The sequence below is a fragment of the Cohaesibacter sp. CAU 1516 genome (genome assembly GCF_005771485.1).
GTDB lineage: Bacteria > Pseudomonadota > Alphaproteobacteria > Rhizobiales > Cohaesibacteraceae > Cohaesibacter > Cohaesibacter intestini.
On record NZ_VANT01000008.1, the window covers coordinates 124018 to 144149 of the forward strand.

18 protein-coding genes, 1 tRNA gene and 2 pseudogenes are annotated in these 20132 nt (G+C 53.6%); 7 read left to right on the top strand and 14 right to left on the bottom strand.

Annotation, left to right across the window (positions count from 1 at the left end; translation table 11 throughout):
• Positions 1-61: 61 nt before the first annotated feature.
• The 3 genes from FDK21_RS17905 to FDK21_RS17915 all read right to left on the bottom strand — a co-directional run bounded on the left by FDK21_RS17905 (position 62) and on the right by FDK21_RS17915 (position 2880).
• Positions 62-1342 carry an O-acetylhomoserine aminocarboxypropyltransferase gene (locus FDK21_RS17905; protein WP_138150319.1) on the bottom strand — a complete coding sequence of 427 codons (1281 nt, stop codon included), beginning with the start codon at positions 1340-1342 and terminating at the stop codon, positions 62-64.
• A gap of 292 nt (positions 1343-1634) precedes the next feature.
• A complete protein-coding gene (locus tag FDK21_RS17910; protein WP_114010370.1) occupies positions 1635-2048 on the bottom strand; it encodes a CoA-binding protein in 414 nt (137 codons plus the stop codon).
• 1 nt (position 2049) lies between these two features.
• Positions 2050-2880: an enoyl-CoA hydratase gene (locus FDK21_RS17915; RefSeq protein WP_114010371.1), complete on the bottom strand. Its 831-nt coding sequence runs from the start codon at positions 2878-2880 to the stop codon at positions 2050-2052.
• 215 nt (positions 2881-3095) lie between these two features.
• On the opposite strand from FDK21_RS17915, the gene FDK21_RS17920 reads away from it, so the two are divergent.
• A complete protein-coding gene (locus tag FDK21_RS17920) occupies positions 3096-3545 on the top strand; it encodes a PaaI family thioesterase (RefSeq protein WP_246657614.1) in 450 nt (149 codons plus the stop codon).
• A 4-nt stretch (positions 3546-3549) separates the two neighbouring features.
• On the opposite strand, the gene FDK21_RS17925 is transcribed toward FDK21_RS17920, so the two are convergent.
• Positions 3550-3732, bottom strand: a complete 183-nt coding sequence (locus FDK21_RS17925; protein WP_138150320.1) for a KTSC domain-containing protein — start codon at positions 3730-3732, stop codon at positions 3550-3552.
• A 271-nt stretch (positions 3733-4003) separates the two neighbouring features.
• Between FDK21_RS17925 and rplM the strand changes: the two genes are divergently transcribed.
• The 3 genes from rplM (at position 4004) to FDK21_RS17940 (ending at position 7416) form a co-directional block, all read left to right on the top strand.
• Entirely contained in the window at positions 4004-4465 is a 462-nt protein-coding gene (rplM, locus tag FDK21_RS17930; protein WP_114010372.1) for a 50S ribosomal protein L13, read from the top strand.
• A 2-nt stretch (positions 4466-4467) separates the two neighbouring features.
• The gene (rpsI, locus tag FDK21_RS17935) at positions 4468-4950 is read left to right on the top strand and encodes a 30S ribosomal protein S9 (RefSeq protein WP_114010373.1); all 483 of its coding nucleotides are present in this window, start codon (positions 4468-4470) and stop codon (positions 4948-4950) included.
• A 492-nt stretch (positions 4951-5442) separates the two neighbouring features.
• On the top strand, positions 5443-7416 hold the full coding sequence (locus tag FDK21_RS17940) for a methyl-accepting chemotaxis protein (protein WP_114010374.1): 1974 nt from the start codon (positions 5443-5445) through the stop codon (positions 7414-7416).
• Between the two features lie 103 nt (positions 7417-7519).
• Here the strand turns inward: FDK21_RS17940 and glpK are convergent, their stop codons facing one another.
• From glpK to FDK21_RS17965, 5 genes are all read right to left on the bottom strand, one after another.
• Complete coding sequence (gene glpK, locus FDK21_RS17945) at positions 7520-9013, bottom strand: glycerol kinase GlpK (protein WP_138150321.1); 1494 nt, start codon at positions 9011-9013, stop codon at positions 7520-7522.
• A gap of 109 nt (positions 9014-9122) precedes the next feature.
• Positions 9123-10640 carry a glycerol-3-phosphate dehydrogenase gene (gene glpD / locus FDK21_RS17950; RefSeq protein WP_138150322.1) on the bottom strand — a complete coding sequence of 506 codons (1518 nt, stop codon included), beginning with the start codon at positions 10638-10640 and terminating at the stop codon, positions 9123-9125.
• Complete coding sequence (locus FDK21_RS17955; RefSeq protein WP_280955311.1) at positions 10637-11425, bottom strand: DeoR/GlpR family DNA-binding transcription regulator; 789 nt, start codon at positions 11423-11425, stop codon at positions 10637-10639. The genes glpD and FDK21_RS17955 overlap by 4 nt, the downstream gene beginning before the upstream one ends.
• Before the next feature lie 181 nt (positions 11426-11606).
• Positions 11607-14720 carry an efflux RND transporter permease subunit gene (locus FDK21_RS17960; RefSeq protein WP_138150323.1) on the bottom strand — a complete coding sequence of 1038 codons (3114 nt, stop codon included), beginning with the start codon at positions 14718-14720 and terminating at the stop codon, positions 11607-11609.
• Positions 14721-14731: 11 nt separating this feature from the next.
• Positions 14732-15826 (bottom strand): efflux RND transporter periplasmic adaptor subunit, encoded by a 1095-nt coding sequence (locus tag FDK21_RS17965; RefSeq protein ID WP_171022143.1) that lies wholly within the window; start codon positions 15824-15826, stop codon positions 14732-14734.
• A gap of 196 nt (positions 15827-16022) precedes the next feature.
• Between FDK21_RS17965 and FDK21_RS17970 the strand changes: the two genes are divergently transcribed.
• Positions 16023-16664 (top strand): TetR family transcriptional regulator, encoded by a 642-nt coding sequence (locus FDK21_RS17970; RefSeq protein WP_210238835.1) that lies wholly within the window; start codon positions 16023-16025, stop codon positions 16662-16664.
• A 165-nt stretch (positions 16665-16829) separates the two neighbouring features.
• A tRNA-Ser gene (locus tag FDK21_RS17975) sits at positions 16830-16919 on the top strand.
• Positions 16920-17412: 493 nt separating this feature from the next.
• On the opposite strand, the pseudogene FDK21_RS20820 reads toward FDK21_RS17975, so the two are convergent.
• Positions 17413-17751, bottom strand: a pseudogene (locus FDK21_RS20820) (recombinase zinc beta ribbon domain-containing protein); the annotation flags it as partial.
• Here FDK21_RS20820 and FDK21_RS20825 point away from each other — a divergent pair.
• Positions 17668-17847, top strand: coding sequence for a hypothetical protein (locus FDK21_RS20825; protein WP_210238836.1), 180 nt, complete (start codon positions 17668-17670; stop codon positions 17845-17847). The pseudogene FDK21_RS20820 and the gene FDK21_RS20825 sit on opposite strands and share 84 nt — an antisense overlap.
• Positions 17848-17982: 135 nt before the next feature.
• Here the strand turns inward: FDK21_RS20825 and FDK21_RS20830 are convergent.
• From FDK21_RS20830 to FDK21_RS17995, 4 genes and pseudogenes are all read right to left on the bottom strand, one after another.
• Positions 17983-18423: pseudogene (locus tag FDK21_RS20830) on the bottom strand (recombinase family protein); the annotation flags it as partial.
• Positions 18414-18662, bottom strand: a complete 249-nt coding sequence (locus FDK21_RS17985; protein ID WP_171022144.1) for a hypothetical protein — start codon at positions 18660-18662, stop codon at positions 18414-18416. The pseudogene FDK21_RS20830 and the gene FDK21_RS17985, both read right to left, overlap by 10 nt.
• A 234-nt stretch (positions 18663-18896) precedes the next feature.
• Positions 18897-19523: a hypothetical protein gene (locus tag FDK21_RS17990; protein ID WP_138150327.1), complete on the bottom strand. Its 627-nt coding sequence runs from the start codon at positions 19521-19523 to the stop codon at positions 18897-18899.
• Positions 19524-19538: 15 nt separating this feature from the next.
• Positions 19539-20042, bottom strand: coding sequence for an antirestriction protein ArdA (locus FDK21_RS17995; RefSeq protein ID WP_138150328.1), 504 nt, complete (start codon positions 20040-20042; stop codon positions 19539-19541).
• Between the last annotated feature and the right edge of the window lie 90 nt (positions 20043-20132).

A 20132-nucleotide genomic window follows, 5' to 3' on the forward strand; every position in this document is an offset into this window, starting at 1 on the left:
CCAGCCACAAAAAAGCCGGGCTGACGGGGCCCGGCTTTCCTATGTCATTCAATCCGCAGGATCAGGCAAGGGCCTGTTCCAGATCGGCGATGATATCGGCCACATCTTCGATGCCGATCGACAGACGCACCGTTTCTGGCGCTGCACCCGCGGCCGTCTTCTGCTCGTCGGTCAGCTGGCTGTGTGTGGTGGAGGCCGGATGGATCGCCAGAGAACGGGTGTCGCCGATATTGGCAACATGGCTGAAGAGTTTGAAGGCGGCAATCAGTTTGACACCTGCCTCATGACCGCCCTTCAGGCCAAAGGTGAAGACAGACCCGGCACCTTTGGGCATGTACTTCTTGTGCAACTCGTAATGCGGGCTTGATTCCAGACCGGCATAGGAAACCCAACTGACCGCTTCGTGCTTTTCCAGCCACTTGGCGACTTTCAGTGCGTTCTCGCAATGGCGTTCCATACGCAAAGGCAGGGTTTCGACGCCTGTCAGAATCTGGAAGGCGTTGAAAGGCGAAATTGCAGGGCCCAGATCGCGCAGACCAAGCACCCGGCAAGCAATCGCAAAGGCGATGCCGCCAAAAGTTTCGTGCAGTTTGACGCCGTTATATTCTGGCCGTGGCTCGGTCAGCATCGGGTACTTGTCTGATGCGGACCAGTCAAACTTGCCTGCCTCGACAATGATACCACCCATCGAATTGCCATGACCACCCATGAACTTGGTCATCGAATGCAGCACAATATCCGCGCCATACTCAATTGGCTTGCACAGATAGGGGGTCGCCATTGTGTTATCGACGATCAGCGGAATGCCAGCCTCGGCAGCCACTTTGGCAAAGCCCTCAATGTCCGAAATGACACCACCCGGATTGGCAAGACTCTCGATGTAAATGGCCTTGGTTTTCTCGTCGATCAACGCACGGGCCTTTTCCGGGTCCATTGCATCGGTCCATTTGACATGCCAGTCAAAGCTCTTGAAGGAGTGGTTGAACTGGTTGATCGAACCACCATAGAGCTTGTCGGCGGCGATGAAATTGTCGCCGGGGCGCATGATGGAATGGAAAGTGAGCAACTGCGCCGAGTGACCAGACGCAACAGCCAGACCTGCGGTGCCGCCTTCAAGAGCAGCAATGCGCTCTTCCAGAACCGCCTGTGTAGGGTTCATGATGCGGGTATAGATATTACCAAAGGCCTGCAGACCGAACAGGGCGGCCGCATGGTCCGCATCCTGAAACTCGTAGGACGTGGTCTGATAGATCGGCGTCACGCGTGCGCCAGTGGTCGGGTCAGGCTGTGCCCCTGCATGGATCGCCAAAGTGGAAAAGCCCGGATTGTTCGCCTCGCTCATGAAAGCCCCCTTCTAAAGAATGTTTGCGCGCAGGCCTCTGATTGGCCTCACCGCAAATCGCGTTATTGATCGAAATATGCGCAAGACTTTATAGCAGCAGCCAATGGGATGCCATTTCCGATTTTGGAATATTTTTTCGAAGATGGGAGGGAAGAAGGGAGTTTGTTCTTCTGTGTCCAAATCGATGCCTTTACACAGAAAGAATAAACCTCAACGCCCATGTCCTGACGCAAACAGAAAGGCCGCAGACATGGGGATCTGCGGCCTATCAAACAAATTCAAGTGGGGCCGGTTAGAAGTAGATCGGATATTCTATCTTCGGGCAGCGATCCATAATGACGGTGATGCCTTCGGCTTCCGCACGCGCTGCCGCCTCTTCATTGATGACGCCAAGCTGCATCCAGACGACTTTTGCCTTGATGGCAATGGCTTCATCGACCACTTGGCCCGCCGCTTCGGAATTGCGGAAGATGTCGACCATATCGACCGGTTCGGCAATGTCAGCCAGCGAACCGACCACTGTCTGACCAAGGATCTCACCGCCAGCCTTGCCCGGATTGACCGGAATGACCCGATATCCCTTGTCGAGCAAAAAGGCCATAACGCGATGACTGGCGCGTGCCGGCTTGTCACTGGCTCCTACAAGGGCAATGACTTTGGTCGTTTCCAGAATGTGCTTGATGGTGTCTGCCTGATGATCCTGCATGTTATTTGCTGTCCGGCCAGTCGGCTTTGCGCTTTTCAAGGAACGCGCTGATGCCTTCCTTGGCATCGCCCGCAAGCATGTTTTCCGCCATCACAAGAGAGGCAAGGTCATAGGCATCGGCAACATTCATATCGGCCTGACGATAGAAGGTCTCTTTGCCGAACTTCAGTGCGGTCTGGGACTTGGCTGCGATCTCCATCGCATATTTGTCAACGACCAGACGCAGATAGTCCTTCGGCACCACCCGGTTGACCAGACCATAAGCCTTGGCAGTATGGGCGTCGATTTGCTCCCCGGTGACCAGCATTTCCATCGCCTGTTTGCGTGGCACGGCGCGGGTGAGGGCAACCATCGGCGTTGAACAGAATAGGCCGATATTGACCCCCGGGGTGCAGAAATTGGCTTCATTGACGCAAATGGCCAGATCGCAAGTGGCGACCAACTGGGTGCCTGCGGCTGTGGCCATGCCTTGCACTTCGGCAATGACGATCTTTGGTGTGTTGATGATCGACTGCATCAGCGCTGCGCAGGTGCGCATGATCAGCGAATAGTAATGACGACCGCCATCACGATCGCTGCGACGGGCGGTCATTTCCTTGAGATTGTGACCGGAGCAGAAAACCGGACCATTGGCCGCCAGAACAATGACATGGGTCTGGCGATCATTGTTGGCATGTTCGATCTCGTCCGACAGGGCATGCATCATCTCTTCCGATAAGGCATTGCGGCTTTCAGGGCGGTTCATGATCAACCGACGGATCGATCCAATCTGTTCGACGAGGACAGCAGCCTCTGGGGCAGAAGCCTCTTGAACTGGGGTTGGCGCAGACATGCTTTCTTTCCTCCGGCATAGTCAAAACTGCGATCAGGTGAGCGGCACATTGCCTGCCAAAAATTCCCTCTGTCAAGTTAGCCTCGTGAATAATATGCCCCCATCCAAGGCTGGAAGGGCTTGCAATCCGTACTTATCCGGGTCAACATTTGACCAAAACGTCAAAGTAAATGCGTGACGCGGCCTATCTCGTGGGTCAGGAGGAGGGAACGACAATGACGGAACAAGCAGCTCAAGAGACAGCTCAAGCAATGACAGCTGAGGAAATCACCATTCTGCTTGACGACATTTTCCCGCAGCTCAATCAGGGCAGGCGTTGTTACTTCATCGACTGGGTCAAGAATAGAGAGGCGGTTTTGCGGCTGAAGGCTGATGAACGCCATTTGCGCCCCGGAGGAACGGTGTCGGGCCCAACCATGATGGGCTTGGCAGATTTCGCCGCTTATGTTGTCATTCTGGCAGAGCTTGGCCCTGTTGCGCTTGCCGTGACCACCAGCCTTAACATCAATTTTCTGATGAAACCCGCTCCGGGAGACATGCTGGCCCATGTCCGGACTTTGAAAATGGGCAAGCGGTTGGTGGTGGTCGAAGTGGATATGTGGTCTGAAGGGCAGGAAGATCTGGTTGCCCACGCCACGGCTACTTATTCGATTCCGCCCAGATAAGCGTTCAATACTTGTCACGAATGTACATGTTATAGAAGCGGCCTTTTGACGGCGCATCTAAAAAGGCTTCGAACAATTCCAAGGGAACATTTGGATAATCGTACCGTCCAGTAGACTTGAACCAAATTGAAAGAATTCCATCTTCCCATTCAATGCGACTAATCGCACTAGATGTTACAAAAGGCATTTAGGTTTACTCGCATAGGTGTTTTCGAGAATTTCATCTACCTTAGATTAAAAGCGGTATTTGAAAAAAATGAAGAGACAAAGACAAAAATAACGCCATTTTTTGTGGTAATTACATACCGCAAAAATAATGCATTGTTTTTGTTGATGAATTTTGTTCGAAACTGCTTGACAAAGTCACAAGCTCGTATAAAAGAAGCGCCAGACATTGCGGCGGCTCTCTCGGGTCGCCGTTTCCTGTTGTCAATGTGACACCGAGATACGGAATAGCAATGAAAACATTTTCTGCAAACCCTTCCAACATCGAGAAGAAGTGGATTCTCATCGATGCCGAAGGTCTTGTGCTGGGTCGTGTGGCAGCGTTGATCGCCATGCGTCTTCGCGGCAAACACAAAGCCACCTTCACGCCACATATGGATTGTGGTGACAACGTGATCGTAATCAATGCCGACAAAGTCAAACTGACTGGTCGCAAATACGAGAACAAAAAATACTATTGGCACACCGGTCATCCGGGCGGCATCAAAGAGCGTACCGCTCGTCAGATCATCGAGGGCAAGTTCCCTGAGCGTGTTCTGGAGAAAGCTGTTCAGCGCATGATGCCAGGCGGCCCACTGACCCGCGTTCAGCTGTCCAACCTGCGTGTCTATGCTGGTGCAACGCACCCGCATGAAGCCCAGGCCCCAGAGGCACTGGATGTTAAATCCCTGAATGCCAAGAATGCGAGGGCTTAAGAATGAGCGATTCTGTACAGTCTCTTGAAGAACTCGGCTCTGCTATTGGCGTAGAAGCTGAAGAGTCCGCACCAGTTCACGTTCAGAAGCTTGATGCTCATGGTCGTGCATACGCCACCGGCAAGCGTAAAGACGCTGTTGCTCGCGTATGGATCAAGCCAGGCTCTGGCAAGATCATCGTGAACAAAAAAGAATACAACGTCTATTTTGGTCGCCCAGTTCTGCAGATGGTTGTTAAACAACCTCTGGTCGCTGCTGACCGTGATGGCCAGTTCGACATCATCTGCACCGTTTCTGGTGGTGGTTTGTCCGGTCAGGCCGGTGCGATCCGTCACGGCATCTCCAAAGCTCTGACCTATTATGAGCCAGAGCTGCGCGGCGTTCTGAAAAAGGGTGGGTTCCTCACCCGTGACTCTCGTGTTGTCGAACGTAAGAAATTCGGTCGCGCGAAAGCACGTCGTTCCTTCCAGTTCTCCAAGCGTTAATCTCACGCTTCGAACTGCGCGAATTCAAGAAAGCCGCTTCCAACTGGAGGCGGCTTTTTTCGTGCGTCATGGGATATATCCGGTCGACATTATGCCGTCAAAGGGAAGGCATGAACCACTTTCATCTCACCTTACAGTTCCTTCAAGTATAACTGGAGTGGATAGCCAAACTGGGATTTGAGGCGTGATTATTGTAAAGAATATCCTGAACTTAAGCTTCCAATTTGCTTAAAATCTTCTTTTTGAACCTGTTTATGGCGGGTAATTGTGCGTCTTTACAACCTATAATTCTTTACATGGCGGGCGAAAAGCAGACGGAAAATACGAAAAAATGCGTATATGGCGCAAATTTGGGCTGGAAAACTCGTAATTTTTTACAATATTTCTGATTTTAATTGTTCCAGACTATTTGAATAAAGAATTGATTAGGATTGTACAGTCATGCTTTTTCCCAAATAGGACCAAAATGCCCCTCAGTATTGGGAAAACAACATGTCTAAGAAACCAGTCTCGACCGAAATCAGGTTGACGAAGGGAATCATGGCAAAGACTCTGACCGTCGCGACTGCTGCGGTTATTGCGGTCTTTGCGCTGTTTGCCTTCTACAACGATACACTGCAGCGTGAAACCATCCGGAACGAAACCGCCGTCTTGATGGACAATATCGGCAAGACGACTGCCAATAGCATCAATAACTGGCTGCAGGGCCGGATGACGCTGATTGCATCGTCGACCGAGTTTGCCAAGAAGATGGATAGTGACACGGATCCGCTGTCTTTGTTCAGCAACCAGACCTATCTCGACAACTTCCAATATTCCTATATTGGGATGGAAAAGACAGGCGAATTCTTCATCTGGCCAGTTACCAAGATGGCGGACGATTACGACCCCCGCAAACGGCCTTGGTACAAGGACGCTGTTGCCAAGGGTGGGCCGGTTCTGACCGCTCCCTATGTCGATGCCTCCACCAAAGATCTGATCATCTCAGCCGCGCATCCGGTCAAGACCTCAGACGGTCTGCTCGGCGTGGCCGCAGGTGACTTCAGCATTAAAAGCCTTGTCCAGATGCTTTCCCAGACGGACCTCGACGGCAAGGGGCATGCCTTCCTGGTGTCAAAGGAAGGCAAAATCCTCGTTCACAGCAATATCGACTATGTCGATAAGGACCTCTCCGTTGCCTACCCAAATGGTGCTCCGGCCATTCGCCAGGAAATGGCCGAAGTGGAAGACGCCAACGGAACCTCGCTGATGACCTTTGTGCCGATCGAAGGCCTGCCGGTTGAATGGTATGTCGCCCTGTCGATGGACAAAAATCTGGCCTATGCATCGCTGTCTGACTTCCGTATGTCGGCCGCAATCGCGGCAACTCTGGCCGCCATTCTGATGATCATCGTGCTGGGCTTCTTCCTCACCAAACTGGTTGCCATGCCGATCAGCAACATGACGTCCGCCATGGGCCGCCTTGCCCACGGGGACAATGACGTCGAAATCGATGGACTTGATCGTCAGGACGAAATTGGTGCAATGGCAGAAGCCGTCATGGTGTTCAAACAGAATGCCATCGAGCAGGACCGACTGCGTGCACAGCAGGCCAAGGAAGAACAGGCCAAGCAGCAGCGGGTCGAACTGGTTGATCAATTGATCTCCGAGTTTGATCTGGAAGTCAGTGAAGTTCTCAAGACGATTTCGGTCTCTTCATCCGGACTGGAAACCACCGCAGGATCTCTGAATTCCACCGCAGAAGCCTCAGCCGCCAGTGCGACCACAGTGGCAGCCGCTTCGGAGGAAGCCTCGATCAACGTGCGTTCGGTTGCCGCCGCATCCGAAGAGCTGGCCGCCTCGATTTCCGAAATCAGCCGCCGGGTGAACCAGTCCCGCGAAATTGCCGAACGGGCCAGTGGTGCAGCCAAGCAGACGGACCAGACCGTGCAAAGCCTTGTGTCCACCACAGACCGGATCAGCCAAATCGTCAGCCTGATCAACGACATCGCGGCCCAGACCAATCTGCTGGCCCTCAATGCGACAATTGAAGCAGCGCGTGCCGGTGAAGCAGGCAAGGGCTTTGCGGTCGTGGCGTCAGAAGTGAAGTCACTCGCCGATCAAACCTCCAAGGCGACCGATGAAATTGCCACGCAGATTTCCGCCATGCAGTCGGTGTCGAATGAAGCCGCAGGTGCCATTCGCGGCATCGGGGATGTGATCGTCGAGATCAACGAGATCGCTTCTGAAATCGCTGCATCCGTCGATCAGCAGGGCGGCGCAACGCGCGAAATCGCCCATAATGTCAATGAAGCGGCGAAGGGTACACAGGAAGTGAGCGAAAGCACGGTGCTGGTGACCAAGGGAGCCAGTGACACCGAGGAGAGCGCAGCCAACGTTCTTTCCGCTGCGCTTGATCTGTCTGGCAAGTCGAGCGCTTTGCGTGACACTGTTCAGAACTTCGTCAACAAGATCCGTGCCGCCTGATCCAAGGGTCTGCACGGGGTGCCGAAGCACCAATTGTCAAAACGAGAAAAGCCGTCATGCAAATGACGGCTTTTCTTATGTCTGTTGCCAGATAGAAAGTGCCCTAGTGGCTGAGCGTGCGCGACACCGCGTCCTTCCAACCAGCATATTTGCGCTCTCGCACATCCTCGTCCATATGTGGCTCAAAGCGATTTTCAACCGCCCAGCTTTTTGCGAATTCCTCAGGCTCGGGATAGAAACCGACCTTCCAGCCTGCCAGATAGGCAGCACCAAGCGCGGTGGTTTCCAGAATGCGTGGCCGCTCCACCTTGGTGTTGAGGATGTCGGACAGGAACTGCATCGTCCAGTTGGAGGCAACCATGCCGCCATCCACCCGCAGCATCGTTTCGCTGTCGGTCTCCCAGTCCTTGCGCATCGCAGTCAGTAGATCACGGGTCTGGTAGCAGACCGACTCCAGCGTTGCACGGCAGACTTCTTCCGGTCCCGTGGCACGCGTCAGGCCAAACATGGCCCCGCGGCAATCCGCATCCCAGTAGGGCGCGCCAAGGCCGACAAAGGCCGGCACCAGATAGACCTGCTGGCTTTCATCCGCCTTGCGGGCCAGTGGGCCGGTCTGGTTGGCTTTTTCGATGATGCCAAGACCATCGCGCAACCACTGCACCGCAGCACCTGCAATGAAGATCGAACCTTCCAGTGAGAAGGTCGGCTTGCCGTCAAACTGATAGGCGATGGTGGTCAACAGGCGGTTCTCGGAACGAACCGGTTTCTCGCCTGTATTGAGCAGGGCGAAACAGCCCGTGCCGTAGGTCGATTTCATCATGCCCGGCTCAAAGCAGGCCTGACCAATGGCCGCTGCCTGCTGGTCTCCGGCAATCCCGGTGATCGGGATCGGGCCGCCAAACAGTTCGGGCATGCAGGTGCCAAAATCATCGGCACAATTCTTCACTTCTGGACGTGCCAGAGCTTGCGGTAGATTGAGGATCTGACGCAGGGTGCTGCTCCAGCGGCCATTGTGAATGTCATAAAGCATCGTGCGGCTGGCATTGGTCGCGTCTGTCGCATGAACCTTGCCACCCGTCAGGCGCCACAACAGGAAGCTGTCAATCGTGCCAAAGGCCAGATGGCCCGCTTCGGCTTTCTCGCGCGCGCCTTCGACATTGTCGATGATCCAGGCCACCTTGGTGGAAGAAAAATAGGGGTCAAGCAATAGACCGGTTTTCTCGGTCACCGTTTCCTCAAGACCCTCATCCTTGAGCTTCTTGCAATAGTCCGACGTTCTGCGGTCCTGCCAGACGATGGCATTGTAGACGCATTCACCGGTGCGCTTGTCCCAGACAAGGGTGGTTTCGCGCTGGTTGGTGATGCCGATCGAGGCAATTTCGGAAGCATGCGCCCCGGCATTTTCCATCGCCTCTCGACAGACGGTCACCACCGTATCCCAGATTTCTTCGGGATCATGTTCCACCCACCCCGATTGCGGAAAATGCTGGGTGAATTCTTGCTGTGCGACAGATCGAATGCGGTAGTCCGCATCAAACAGGATCGCCCGTGATGAGGTGGTGCCCTGATCGATGGCCATTACGTAATTGTGTTTCATGAGCGATTCGCCTCTTCCCTCGAATGCTGCGCGTCTCTTGATCTTATGCGTCCCTCTTGGCCTTGCAAGGGGGACGCAGGGTTCATCTCTTGGATGCCGTGGGCAGGAGCTAGGCTTTGCCCGCCCAATAGGCCTTTAGATAGGCCTCAAGGGCTGCTGTTTGATCGGATGTGAAATGCAAGCCGCATTTGGTCCGGCGGAACAGAATGTCCTCCGCGGTCATGGCCCATTCGTTTTCGATCAGATAACGCACTTCGGCTTCATACAGATCCGCTCCGAAGCACTGGCCAAGACCGTCGGTATCGGTGATGCCTTCGAGCAAACCCCACGCCTTGGTGCCATACAGCCGCATCAGACGATAGGCCAGACGGTCCGACAGATAACCATGCTCAGATTTCAGGCGGGCCAGCAGATCGTCAAAGGCGCTGGCATTGAAGTCACCCCCCGGCAAAGGAGCGACCTTGGTCCATTTCTTGCCTTTCGGGCCGAGTTTCATTTCAATTTTCTTGAGCACCGATTCCGCCAGCATACGGGCCGTGGTGATTTTGCCGCCAAAAATATGAATGATCGAATTGTCGCATTCTTCCTTGCTCTGGCGTAGCACATAATCGCGGGTGGCTTCCTGCGCTGCCGACGCGCCATCATCATAAAGCGGCCTCACGCCGGAATAGCTCCACACCACATCATCGCGGGTGACCGGCTTGGCGAAATACTCGCTGGCTGCATTGCACAGATAGAGCAGTTCTTCTTCTGTTGCCGCGACCTTGTCCTTGTCGAGATCGCCCTTGAAGTCATGATCGGTGGTGCCGATCAGGGTGAAATCTTCTTCGTAAGGAATGGAGAAGATAATCCGGCCGTCTTTATTCTGGAAGATGTAACAGCGCTTGTGATCGAACATTTTCTTCACGATCATGTGGCTGCCCTGCACCAGACGCACATTCTTGTCGTCCGGTTTGCCCAGGGCATCTCCGATGATGTGATCGACCCACGGACCGGAAGCATTGATTACCATCCGGGCGTGATGAACAGTCTCTTCGCCGCTGATCTGATTTTTGGTCACGACCTTCCAGCTGGTGCCTTCGTAGGTGGCGGAAATGACCTTTTCGCGCACCAGTATGTCGGCACCGCGATCCCGGGCGTCCATGGCTGCCAGCACAACGAAACGGGCGTCATTGACCCAGCAATCAGAATATTCAAAGCCTTTGGTGAAGAGCGGTTTCAGCGGCTTGCCGACTTCATCCTTGGTCATGTCAATGTCGGCTGTTGCAGGCAACTCCTTGCGGCCACCAATATGGTCATAGAGAAACAGGCCAAGGCGGATCAGCCAAGCCGGACGCAGGTCCTTGTGATGTGGTAGCACGAAGCGCAATGGCCAGACGATATGCGGCGCATTGGCCCAAACCACTTCGCGCTCCTTGAGCGCTTCGCGGACCAGACGGAATTCATAATATTCCAGATAGCGCAGGCCACCATGGATCAACTTGGTCGATGCGGAGGAGGTGGCGCTAGCCAGATCGTTCATTTCCGCAAGGGTCACGGAATATCCACGTCCAATGGCATCACGCGCGATGCCTACACCATTGATGCCACCACCAATGACAAAGATATCCTTGAGGTCTGCAGTCATAATTCACTCTCGCTGTTCGAGGGGAGGGCGACGATGATCTCGGTTTCAGCGTCGCGACAAAGGGTCTGGATGGCCTCGCTGGGCATCCGATCGGTTACGAAATAGTCGATATCGGCCAGATGGCCGATCCGCACGGGGGCGTTGCGCTCAAATTTCATCGAGTCGCTGACCAGGATGCGTTTGCGGGCATGTTGCAGGATCGCCTGCGCAATCCGCACCTCGCGATAGTCATAGTCCAGCAGGGATCCGTCGCTATCGATTGAGGAAACCCCGATCACCGCGAAATCGACCTTGAACTGCTTGATGAAATCGATGGTCGCTTCACCGACAAGCCCGCCATCAGACTTGCGCAACATGCCACCTGCCACCACCACCTCAGCATTCGATCCGTTATGCAGAATGTTGGCGACGTTGATATTGTTGGTGATGACCATCAGGCCATCATGGCGCACAAGGGCTTCAGCCACCTGTTCGGTGGTTGTCCCGATATTGAGGATGAGAGAGGCATTGTCCGGGATCAGCTGGGCTGCTGCCTTGCCAATGGCTGCTTTTTCCGCTGCCGCATGTGACCGCCGCGCGGTGTAGGCATAGTTGGACACGCCGGATTTGTAGATCGCACCGCCATGCACACGCTCCAGCAGGTCGTGATCGCACAACACGTTGAGGTCCTTGCGGATGGTTTGCGGCGTGACATCGAAATGAGCCGCCAACCCGTCGACATCAACCCGGCCGTCGCGCTTGGCAAGTTCCATAATGTCAGAATGGCGTGGAATAAGGGGATCCAAGACTATGCTCCTTTTGGTGGGCATCATGCGCTCGAATCTTCCTTTTGCCAAGGGTGAAAGTTCATTTCACAGGGAATGTGAACAAAAACGAACTTTAAATTGCAAATAATGCGCCTCATAACGAAAAAGGCCGAGCCTGAATGAACAGGCCCGGCCAATCGGTAAGACTGAAGGTCAGCTCTTAGATTGTCTCACCGCGTCGGTAGGAAACACCATAGAAGATGGAGAACAGCACCGGCACCACAATCAAGGTGAGGATGGTGGCGGCTGCCAAGCCGAACATGATGGTCACCGCCAGCGGCGCAAAGAAGACGTCGCTCAACAGAGGGATCAGACCCAGCACCGTGGTGATGGCAGCCATCGTCACCGGACGCATACGCGACACCGCGGCCCGTGTGATGGAATCATGCATATTCAGCCCTTCTTCCTCATTCAGCCGCTTGATCTCTTCGATCAGCACGATGCCATTTTTCAGCAACATGCCCGACAGGGACAAAAAGCCCAGCAAAGCCGTGAACGCGAAGGGCTGGTTGAAGGTCAGAAGGCCCGAGGTCACCCCGATCACCGCCAAAGGCAGGGTCAACCACACCACCATCGTCTGGCGGAACGAGTTGAACAGCATGATGGTGATGGCGAACATGACCAGCACACCAAGAGGGACGAAGGCAAAGACCGCCTTGTTGGCCTTGGACTGGGCTTCAAACTCGCCGCCCCATGATAACTCGTAGCCCGGTGGCAGGTCCAACGCCTCGACCTGAGGCCGCAGACGTTCGAACAGGGCAAAGCTGTTGGTGTCGGAATTCGGATCCGCATCCACCCAGACCTGAATGGTGCGTTTGCGGTCGCGACGCATCACCAGCGGATCTTCCCATGCCAAGCCGATTTCCTGCACCACCTGATCAATGCTGACATAGCGGTTAAGCACGGGACTGAAGACCTGAATGTCACTCAATTGCTCGACATTCGACCGCTCGTTCAGAGGCGGGCGCAGGATGATCGGCAGAATCGAGGATCCATCGCGCATTTTGGCAATTTCCAGCCCCTTCACATTCATCAAAATGGCAGAATCGATGTCGGCCTTGGAAATACCAAGTCTGCGGGCCTCGGCTTCTGCGAATTGTGGCTGCAACACCTTGCTACGTTCCCGCCAGTCATTGCGAATGTTGATGGTATCGGGATCATCGCGATAGATGTCGATCACTTCACTTGCCAACCGGCGCAGCTCTTCCGGATCCGGACCCGAAAGCCGGGCCTCGATCTTGGCCTTGGTGGCAGGGCCGATCTGGAACTGGTTGGTTTTGACAAAGGCTTGCGGCGCTTCTTCCTTCAGTAGATTGAGCACCCAATTGCGAATTTCTGGCATGTCATTATAGGATTTCACCCGAATGATGAATTGGCCAAAGTTGGCAAAAGACCGCTCGCCCTGATAGGTCAGCATGAAACGCTCTGCCGTGGTGCCGACCGTCGTCGTCACCTGATCGATGCCCTCATGTGCGCGGATCTTGACTTCCAGAGCAGCCATGTCCTCGATGGTCGAGCGAATATCGGAGCCCTGTGGCAACCAGTAGTCCGCCGTGAACATCGGCAGGTTGGAAGGCGGGAAGAAGGCCTTGTTGACATATTTGAAGCCATAGACCGCTGTTGCCATCGTGGCAATCATCACAAAAGTGGTGACCCAACGCCAACGCAAGGTGAACAGCAACAGCCCCTTGTAGATCTGATAGAAGATGCTCTGATAAGGATCATCCAGTTGCTGGCTGTCTGAAGAATCTATTTCGCTTTTGTCGCTCTCGTTACCGCTGTCTTTGGTTGGTTTCTTGCCGCGGAACATCACCGAGGCAAGAAAAGGCGTCAGCGTGATGGCGAACAGCCAGGAGATTAGCAATGAGATGAACAGGATCCAGAACAGCGAACCGGTAAATTCCCCTGATGCATCTGGTGACAGGCCAATGGGAGCAAAGGCTGTGACGGAAATAACCGTTGCCCCGAACAGCGGCCACATGGTCTGACCGACGATCCGCTTGGCAGCATCACGGGTGGAAAGACCTTGCTTGATGCCTATCAGAATGCCGTCAGTGATGACGATGGCATTGTCAACCAGCATACCCAGCGCAATGATCAAGGCACCAAGGGAAATGCGGTGGAGATTGATATTGTAAATGTCCATCACGATGAAAGTGGCACAAATGGTCAGCAACAGGATGAGGCTCATCAAGACCCCGGATCGCGCCCCCATCGTCAGCAGCAGCACCACCACCACAATGGCCAGCGCCTGACCAAGACTGACAAGGAAGTCATTGACCGAATTTTCCACCTGTCGCGGCTGGTCATAAATGGTCGCCAGTTCCACCCCGATCGGACGGGTATAATCGAGCTCCGCGAGACGGGCCCGTACGGACTGCCCCACTTCCACCACGTTGACACCGCTGGCAAAGGAAACTCCGATCGTCAGAGCATTTTCGCTGTTGAAATGATAGACATGTCGCGGTGGCTGCACATAGTCGATTTTCACATTGGCCACATCCGACAAATATATCAGCTCGTCTCCTGTCTGGCCCAGCAGAATGTCGCGGATCTGTTCAACATTGCTGTAATTGCCTGTCGAACTGATGCGGATAAATTCCGTACCGATGCGCAGATTGCCTGCATTGGTGACCAGATTCTGGTTTTGCAGCAGCTGCTTGAGGGCTGTCACCGAAATATTGTGCGAATTGAGCTTGGCGCGGTTGATCTCGATGATGATCTGACGCTCCAGCCCGCCGCCAATCGAAACCTTGCCGACCCCATCCACCAGCACCAGCTCGCGGCGCAGAAAGTCGACATAGTCATTGAGCTCTTGATGGGAATAGCCAGCCCCCGTGACTGCCATGAACATGCCATAGACATCACCGAAATCGTCATTGACCACAGGCGGACGCGATCCGAGCGGCAGGGAAGGGGCGAGGTCGTTGATTTTACGCCGCATTTCATCCCAGATCTGAGCAAGATCCTTCTTGCGGTAGATCGATTTCATTTCCACAGTGACCTGACTGAGGCCAGCCGAGGAAATGGAGGTTACATGGTCGACATAGGGCAGTTGCTGGATCGCGGTTTCGATCGGCAGCGTTACTTCTTCCTCGACCTCCATGGATGAGGCGCCGGGATAGGCCGTGACGACCACTGCCTGCTTGATGGTGAATTCGGGGTCTTCCAGACGACCCAGATTGAAAAAGGCCAGGACACCGCCTGCCAACAACAGGATGGTGACCATCCAGCTGACGGTTTTCCGCTCGATGGCGTAATCAGTCAAATTCATGATAGCGGTTCCTAGAGGCCACGTTCTTTTTGGTAGGCACGCAGTTTCATGCCTTCTGCGACATGGGAAACCCCGACGGCGACAAGTCGGTCGCCATCCTGCAAACCCTCAAGAATGCGCACAGAGCCATCCTCAAGTCCGAATACTTCCACTTCTGTCTTGCGGGCCTGATTCTGCGGATCCACCTTCCAGACCCAGCGCTTGCCAGCTTCTTCAAAAACGGATTCAAGCGGCACAAGGACACCGCCGGTGCCTTCGGGTGCCGTGAGACCGGCCACATCGGCCCGCACATTGACACTCATGCCCGGCAACACGCTAAGCTCTTTGGGAACCGGCATGGTCGCCGTCACTTTGAAAGAGCGTGTCACAGCATCGGGAAGGGCGTCATGCTCTTTGTAGGTTGCCAGAAACTTCTGATCGGGCAGGGCATCGAACCGCACCTCAAAAGCCAGGCCAAGCGAGTTGCTGATCGGATTGAACAGCAGCAACAGCTTCTCCGGTACGTTGAAGACAATGTCGATGTCATCGCGCCCCTGAAACTGGATCACAGCCGCGCCCGCAGCCACATTCTGGTAGCGTTCGACATTGACCTTGGCGATCACGCCATCATAAGGCGCGTGCAAGACCGTATAGCCAACATCTTCCTTGGCCATCTTGAGGGCGACCTCTGCACCGGAAAAGGTTGCCTTTGCCGTATCCAGCGCTGCTTTTGCCACATGCTTCTTTTCAAACAGGGATTCGGTTCTGGTCAGCTGAATTTGCGCCAGATCGAAGGTTGCCTGCCGCTGCGCCACGACATTTTTGTAGGGCGTGTCGTCAAGCTTGGCGATGACGTCCCCTTCTTTCAAAATCTGCCCTGCATGAATTGGCAGCTCAGAAATCTGCCCGGCCACGCGAAAGGCCAGGATCGAATTGCGGGACGCCGCAGTCACGCCGGGGAAGGTTTTGTAAAAGCTGAAGGCTACCTTGCTGGCGGTTGTGATCTTCGCAGGGCGGGCAAAGGGATCTTCCTGCACGGGTTCTTCCGCAATGGCATCAAAAACACCATCCTTGCAGCCAGCAAGAGCCAAGGCAGAAAGGCCGATCAAGAGCAGTTTTCGGAGCATGTTTTGGGTCCGTTCAATATTACAAAGACGCGGGATAAGAGGGGGCGCCCGCAGTAGCCTGTTAAATACATGCATGAATGTATGTTTGTCTAGTTGTTTTTTCCTGTAGGATGCTGCTATGCATAACTAAGCGGCTTTGCTAGGCAGCTTTGCTGCAATGCCATCCTGAATGAAGACTGACCAACCGGACCCGACCATGGCGCGCAAGACGAAAGAAGAAGCAGAAAAAACCTATTTTGCCCTGCTTGAAGCGGCGGCGGACTTATATAGCAGTCAGGGGTATGCTCGCACGACCATCAACGAGATCGCCTCTCATGCTGGCATGACGCGAGGTGCGTTTTACTGGCACTTCCAAAGCAAGGAAGACGTCATCAAGGGCATTTGGGAAAATCATGCCTATCCGGGTTTCAATCCTGTTCGGCAGGCGCTGATCAGTTTGCCCAAAGACGACCCAGCCAGTGCGTTCCGGGTGCAAATCAACCGTCTGATCGACGTGTTTGCCCGTGATCGTCTTGTGTCGCGTGCGATGTTTATCATCATTCACAATATGGAAATTTCAGACAAGGAAGGCGATCTGCATCAGTTTCTGTCTGAGCAGCATCAGATGTTTCAGGATACGATTGCCACTGCTTTCAAAAGCATCGAGAAGGCGGGTCAGTTAAAGGCAAATATGGACCCCAAGGTCACCGCGCTCTCGTGTCTTTGTCTGTTTGTCGGCATGGTTGAGAAGGCTCTGCTGCCATTCATGGAGCTGGACCTCGAGACCGAAGGAAAAGAGCTGTTCGCCAGTTTCTTTGATGCGGTGCTGGAAATTGAACCCCAGCGCACTAAAACGTGATCTGTACGTTTTTTCAAAGTTTTAGTTTCTTCAAATTGGTGCCCGGATGCCCGCAGTGAGCGCAGGCGCATGCCTGAAGCCTGCGAGACAGCCTCATGTGGAAATGTCAAACATATGACAAAATAGACGTTGATTAACCCCATCAGGGTCTTTAAACAGGGCGGCGGAGAGGTGGCCGAGTGGTCGAAGGCGCGCCCCTGCTAAGGGCGTAGGCGGGTAACTGTCTCGAGGGTTCGAATCCCTTCCTCTCCGCCATTTCTTTTTCTTCCTCTGAAATCGATGCTAAGGCTTTGAACGGACTTGTTGTTTTGACGGTTCGAAAGCCCTGATTCCGCATGTATGGCAATGGGGCTGCAAAGACCAACTTTATGAGGGCTTTGCGGTGCTCAGGGTTGCTGGAAGACCATAGATTCCAAGGGTTTGCAAGAAATCCCATAGCGGTTCGAAAAGATTGATCGAAGTCTTTCTTCGGATCGGGCTTTTTGGCCAGATTCTCGGTAATTAACGCTTTTTGCGTCTCCAGTTTTTCCAACTTTGCCTCATAAGCCCTAATGGCTGACGCGCTTGTAGTCTCAATCAGGCGGTCGGTTAGTTTGCTAACATTGGCATTGATGGTCTTAAGCGCCTGCTTCTGCTCCTTCCATTGGGTACCAAGTTCGCGAGATTGTTTGTCCCAAGCTTCCCGGAACATCGCCGCCATGGTCGCCATGATGTGAATGGATGGGCGTAGCTTCTTAATTAGAGATTCGAAGTCTGATTCCAGAACATCTTTGCGGATAGATTTGCGGCGCTGGTCGCATTCCTTGTTGAAGCATTCATAATATGGGTAATGCTTGTTGCGTCCTTTGGCATGGTATGCGGTTAACGGCTTGCCGCAGCAAGCGCAGGTGACATAGCTCTTGAGGGGGAATAGGCCTTCGGTGTCCTTGCGTGTGGGCGCATAGGCTTTGTCTTCGAGAAGGCTTTGGATTTTCTGGAAGGTCTCCCAAGAAATTAGCGGCTCGTGAATGCCCTTGGTGAGGGGCACATTCCAAGGCTTATAGGCGTAGTAGCCTGCATAGATCTTGTTGGTGAGTATGTTCTTGATGCGCTGCGGGTGGATGTGTCCGAATTTGTCGCGACCAAAAATGTCGTGCGGCTCAAGAAAGCGTTTTACGCCGGCTTGGGATTGAAAGCGGCCTGATGCAAAGCCTTCAAGAGCTTCTTGGATCAGGCTGGCGTGAGGTTCATCACGTACCATGACCTTGCCGCTGTGGCCTTTGACGCGAGTATAGCGGTAACCTGTCGGCACCCAAAACGCAAAGTAGCCATTGAGAAGCCGCGCTTTCATGCGATGGGCTGTCTGTTCTCCATTCTTCTGGCGGTGATGTTGAGAGACGGATGCCAGCATATTCTCAATAAGCTGGCTGTCACTGTCTTCGCCAAATTCGATAGACGGGCTTTCCAGTTTGGCACCGACTGAGCTTATGGCTTTGCGAAGCTTCCAGTGGGCTTCAACGCCACGAGCGATACGAGAGATGTCATCAATCAGGACAACGGGCTCTTGTGCGCGGTGTTTTCTGAGCCATTGCATCATTTGCTTGATGGCTGGACGGTCTGCAATGCCGCCAGAGACCCCTTCATCTTGAAAGGATTCGACGACTTCATAGCCTTTGTAGTCTGCGAAGTCGGCACAGCGCTGATGTTGGGAAGCAAGGCCATCGCCCTTTTTGACTTGGCTCCTGCTGGATACACGGGTGTAAATGACAGCTATGGACATGCTTCCTCCTCTTCTCTTGTCGTTGTGTTTTCTTTGGATTCTAACGCAATGGCGCGTTCCACTGCATCAAATGCTTCGGCAACGAGTGCAAATTGCAGGGGGTAAAGTGGAGCGGTGCGGGATTGGCGTGCTAGATTCTCGGTCAGAATCCAAAGCTCATCGAGGATGGTGTCCTCGGCCTTTTTGGTCAGTTTAAGGGGCGCTAGGTGTTTGCGATAGCGCTCGCGGTCATAGGTCATGAAATTGTCTTTCCCATGCGGCTCCTTCCAGCCGTGGGAGCCGATCAAGAGCCGCATGTCTTGCGGTTGAAATAGATCTAAAATAAAGACGTGCGTCATCGACCGTGTGGGCTCAATCAAGGCGAGACACGGGGCAAAATGCGGGCGCACGTATGGGGAAGATATTCCTAATCTACCGCAAAAATCGAAAAAAAGCAATAAAATTGAATACGTTAGTATGCACATGCACCCTCCTCAATCACTTGGGTGATATTGTTGGGCGATAGAAACAAGGCGGTTGTTGAGTTCATTTTTGACATGTATCTCAACGACGCGGCGGACAAAGGCCTCTACATCCATGTGGGGTTCTGGCGGAATGGAGACGCCTAAGAAACTGCGATAGCCTGTTGAACTTAGAAATGGCTTGTCTTGATCCGTTGCACGGACTGAGAAGCCAAGATAAGGCATGGCGGTTGCTCCAATCCCGAAGATACCGCCCATAGAGACATTCAGCGTCATATTGGCGGCTGTCGTCTGGAATGTGCCCTCTTGCCCCCAAAAAGGAACAATACCGGGTTCGGTTGCGGTTTTTCGAGCAAGAACGCAACCCGGTGCATCGTCATGGGCGATAATGCCGGGTTCGTTGCCATTGAGCTTGCGTGCCAGTTGGCGGGCTTCTTCCCGGATTGTTATGGCGGTTTCGAAATCATTGTCCAGCATGGCGGCGTGGTGTTGGGTGATCTGGCGATGATGAAACTCTATCGCTTCGCTCATGGTGCCGGGCAAGTGAACGGTTTCCCGCTCGAACTTCAGGGTTTTGTTGTCTGTGTCGGCATCGGCTAGGAGCGCGTCAAATCCATATTGCTGGGGGTGATTGGTCATGATCTCATCCCCCTCTTACGAACAACGATAGATGTAGGTTTGCCCAGCGATCTCCGTTTCGGAATATTCCATTCCAAGGTCATGGGCTATGGCGTCATAGTCGATGTAATATTGCAGGCTTTCGGGGATATCGCCGTAAAGCCCCTCATCAACAAACTGCTCTGCAAGCTCTTTCAAACTGTCTGCGAAATAGAGTTCTACGCCTAAGAGGTTTGGGTCACATTCTGGATCGAAATCGTAACCGCATTCACCACATGCGATAATCACATTGATCTTTTGCCAGTCGTCCCACCCTACTACCAGTTCCAAGAAGTCATCTATATTCGCCTGTTTGATGCCGATGGCCTTGGCTAGATCGCAATCAATGTCTTCCCCATCGATAAACTGGATCTCAAACTCTTCGACCTTATCGCCATAGGCATTTACGGCCTTTGTGGCTTTAGCTTGGTATTCCTCATAGCTTTCGAAATAAAAGCCAGTTGCTGAAATATCATAGGGCTGTGCGTGTAATTGGGTCATCTCCTTTTCCTTTCCGAATGAATAGAGGGTTGCGCTTGCAACCCTGCTTCCGGTCGAGGATGGAGATGGGAGGGGAAAAGGAAAATCGAT

Bases quoted from the DNA above. Each gene is read 5' to 3' on its own strand.
- FDK21_RS17905 (WP_138150319.1), bottom strand. From the start codon at position 1,342: ATGAGCGAGGCGAACAATCCGGGCTTTTCCACTTTGGCGATCCATGCA.
- FDK21_RS17910 (WP_114010370.1), bottom strand. From the start codon at position 2,048: ATGCAGGATCATCAGGCAGACACCATCAAGCACATTCTGGAAACGACC.
- FDK21_RS17915 (WP_114010371.1), bottom strand. From the start codon at position 2,880: ATGTCTGCGCCAACCCCAGTTCAAGAGGCTTCTGCCCCAGAGGCTGCT.
- FDK21_RS17920 (WP_246657614.1), top strand. From the start codon at position 3,096: ATGACGGAACAAGCAGCTCAAGAGACAGCTCAAGCAATGACAGCTGAG.
- FDK21_RS17925 (WP_138150320.1), bottom strand. From the start codon at position 3,732: ATGCCTTTTGTAACATCTAGTGCGATTAGTCGCATTGAATGGGAAGAT.
- rplM (WP_114010372.1), top strand. From the start codon at position 4,004: ATGAAAACATTTTCTGCAAACCCTTCCAACATCGAGAAGAAGTGGATT.
- rpsI (WP_114010373.1), top strand. From the start codon at position 4,468: ATGAGCGATTCTGTACAGTCTCTTGAAGAACTCGGCTCTGCTATTGGC.
- FDK21_RS17940 (WP_114010374.1), top strand. From the start codon at position 5,443: ATGTCTAAGAAACCAGTCTCGACCGAAATCAGGTTGACGAAGGGAATC.
- glpK (WP_138150321.1), bottom strand. From the start codon at position 9,013: ATGAAACACAATTACGTAATGGCCATCGATCAGGGCACCACCTCATCA.
- glpD (WP_138150322.1), bottom strand. From the start codon at position 10,640: ATGACTGCAGACCTCAAGGATATCTTTGTCATTGGTGGTGGCATCAAT.
- FDK21_RS17960 (WP_138150323.1), bottom strand. From the start codon at position 14,720: ATGAATTTGACTGATTACGCCATCGAGCGGAAAACCGTCAGCTGGATG.
- FDK21_RS17965 (WP_171022143.1), bottom strand. From the start codon at position 15,826: ATGCTCCGAAAACTGCTCTTGATCGGCCTTTCTGCCTTGGCTCTTGCT.
- FDK21_RS17970 (WP_210238835.1), top strand. From the start codon at position 16,023: ATGGCGCGCAAGACGAAAGAAGAAGCAGAAAAAACCTATTTTGCCCTG.
- FDK21_RS17985 (WP_171022144.1), bottom strand. From the start codon at position 18,662: ATGACCTATGACCGCGAGCGCTATCGCAAACACCTAGCGCCCCTTAAA.
- FDK21_RS17990 (WP_138150327.1), bottom strand. From the start codon at position 19,523: ATGACCAATCACCCCCAGCAATATGGATTTGACGCGCTCCTAGCCGAT.
- FDK21_RS17995 (WP_138150328.1), bottom strand. From the start codon at position 20,042: ATGACCCAATTACACGCACAGCCCTATGATATTTCAGCAACTGGCTTT.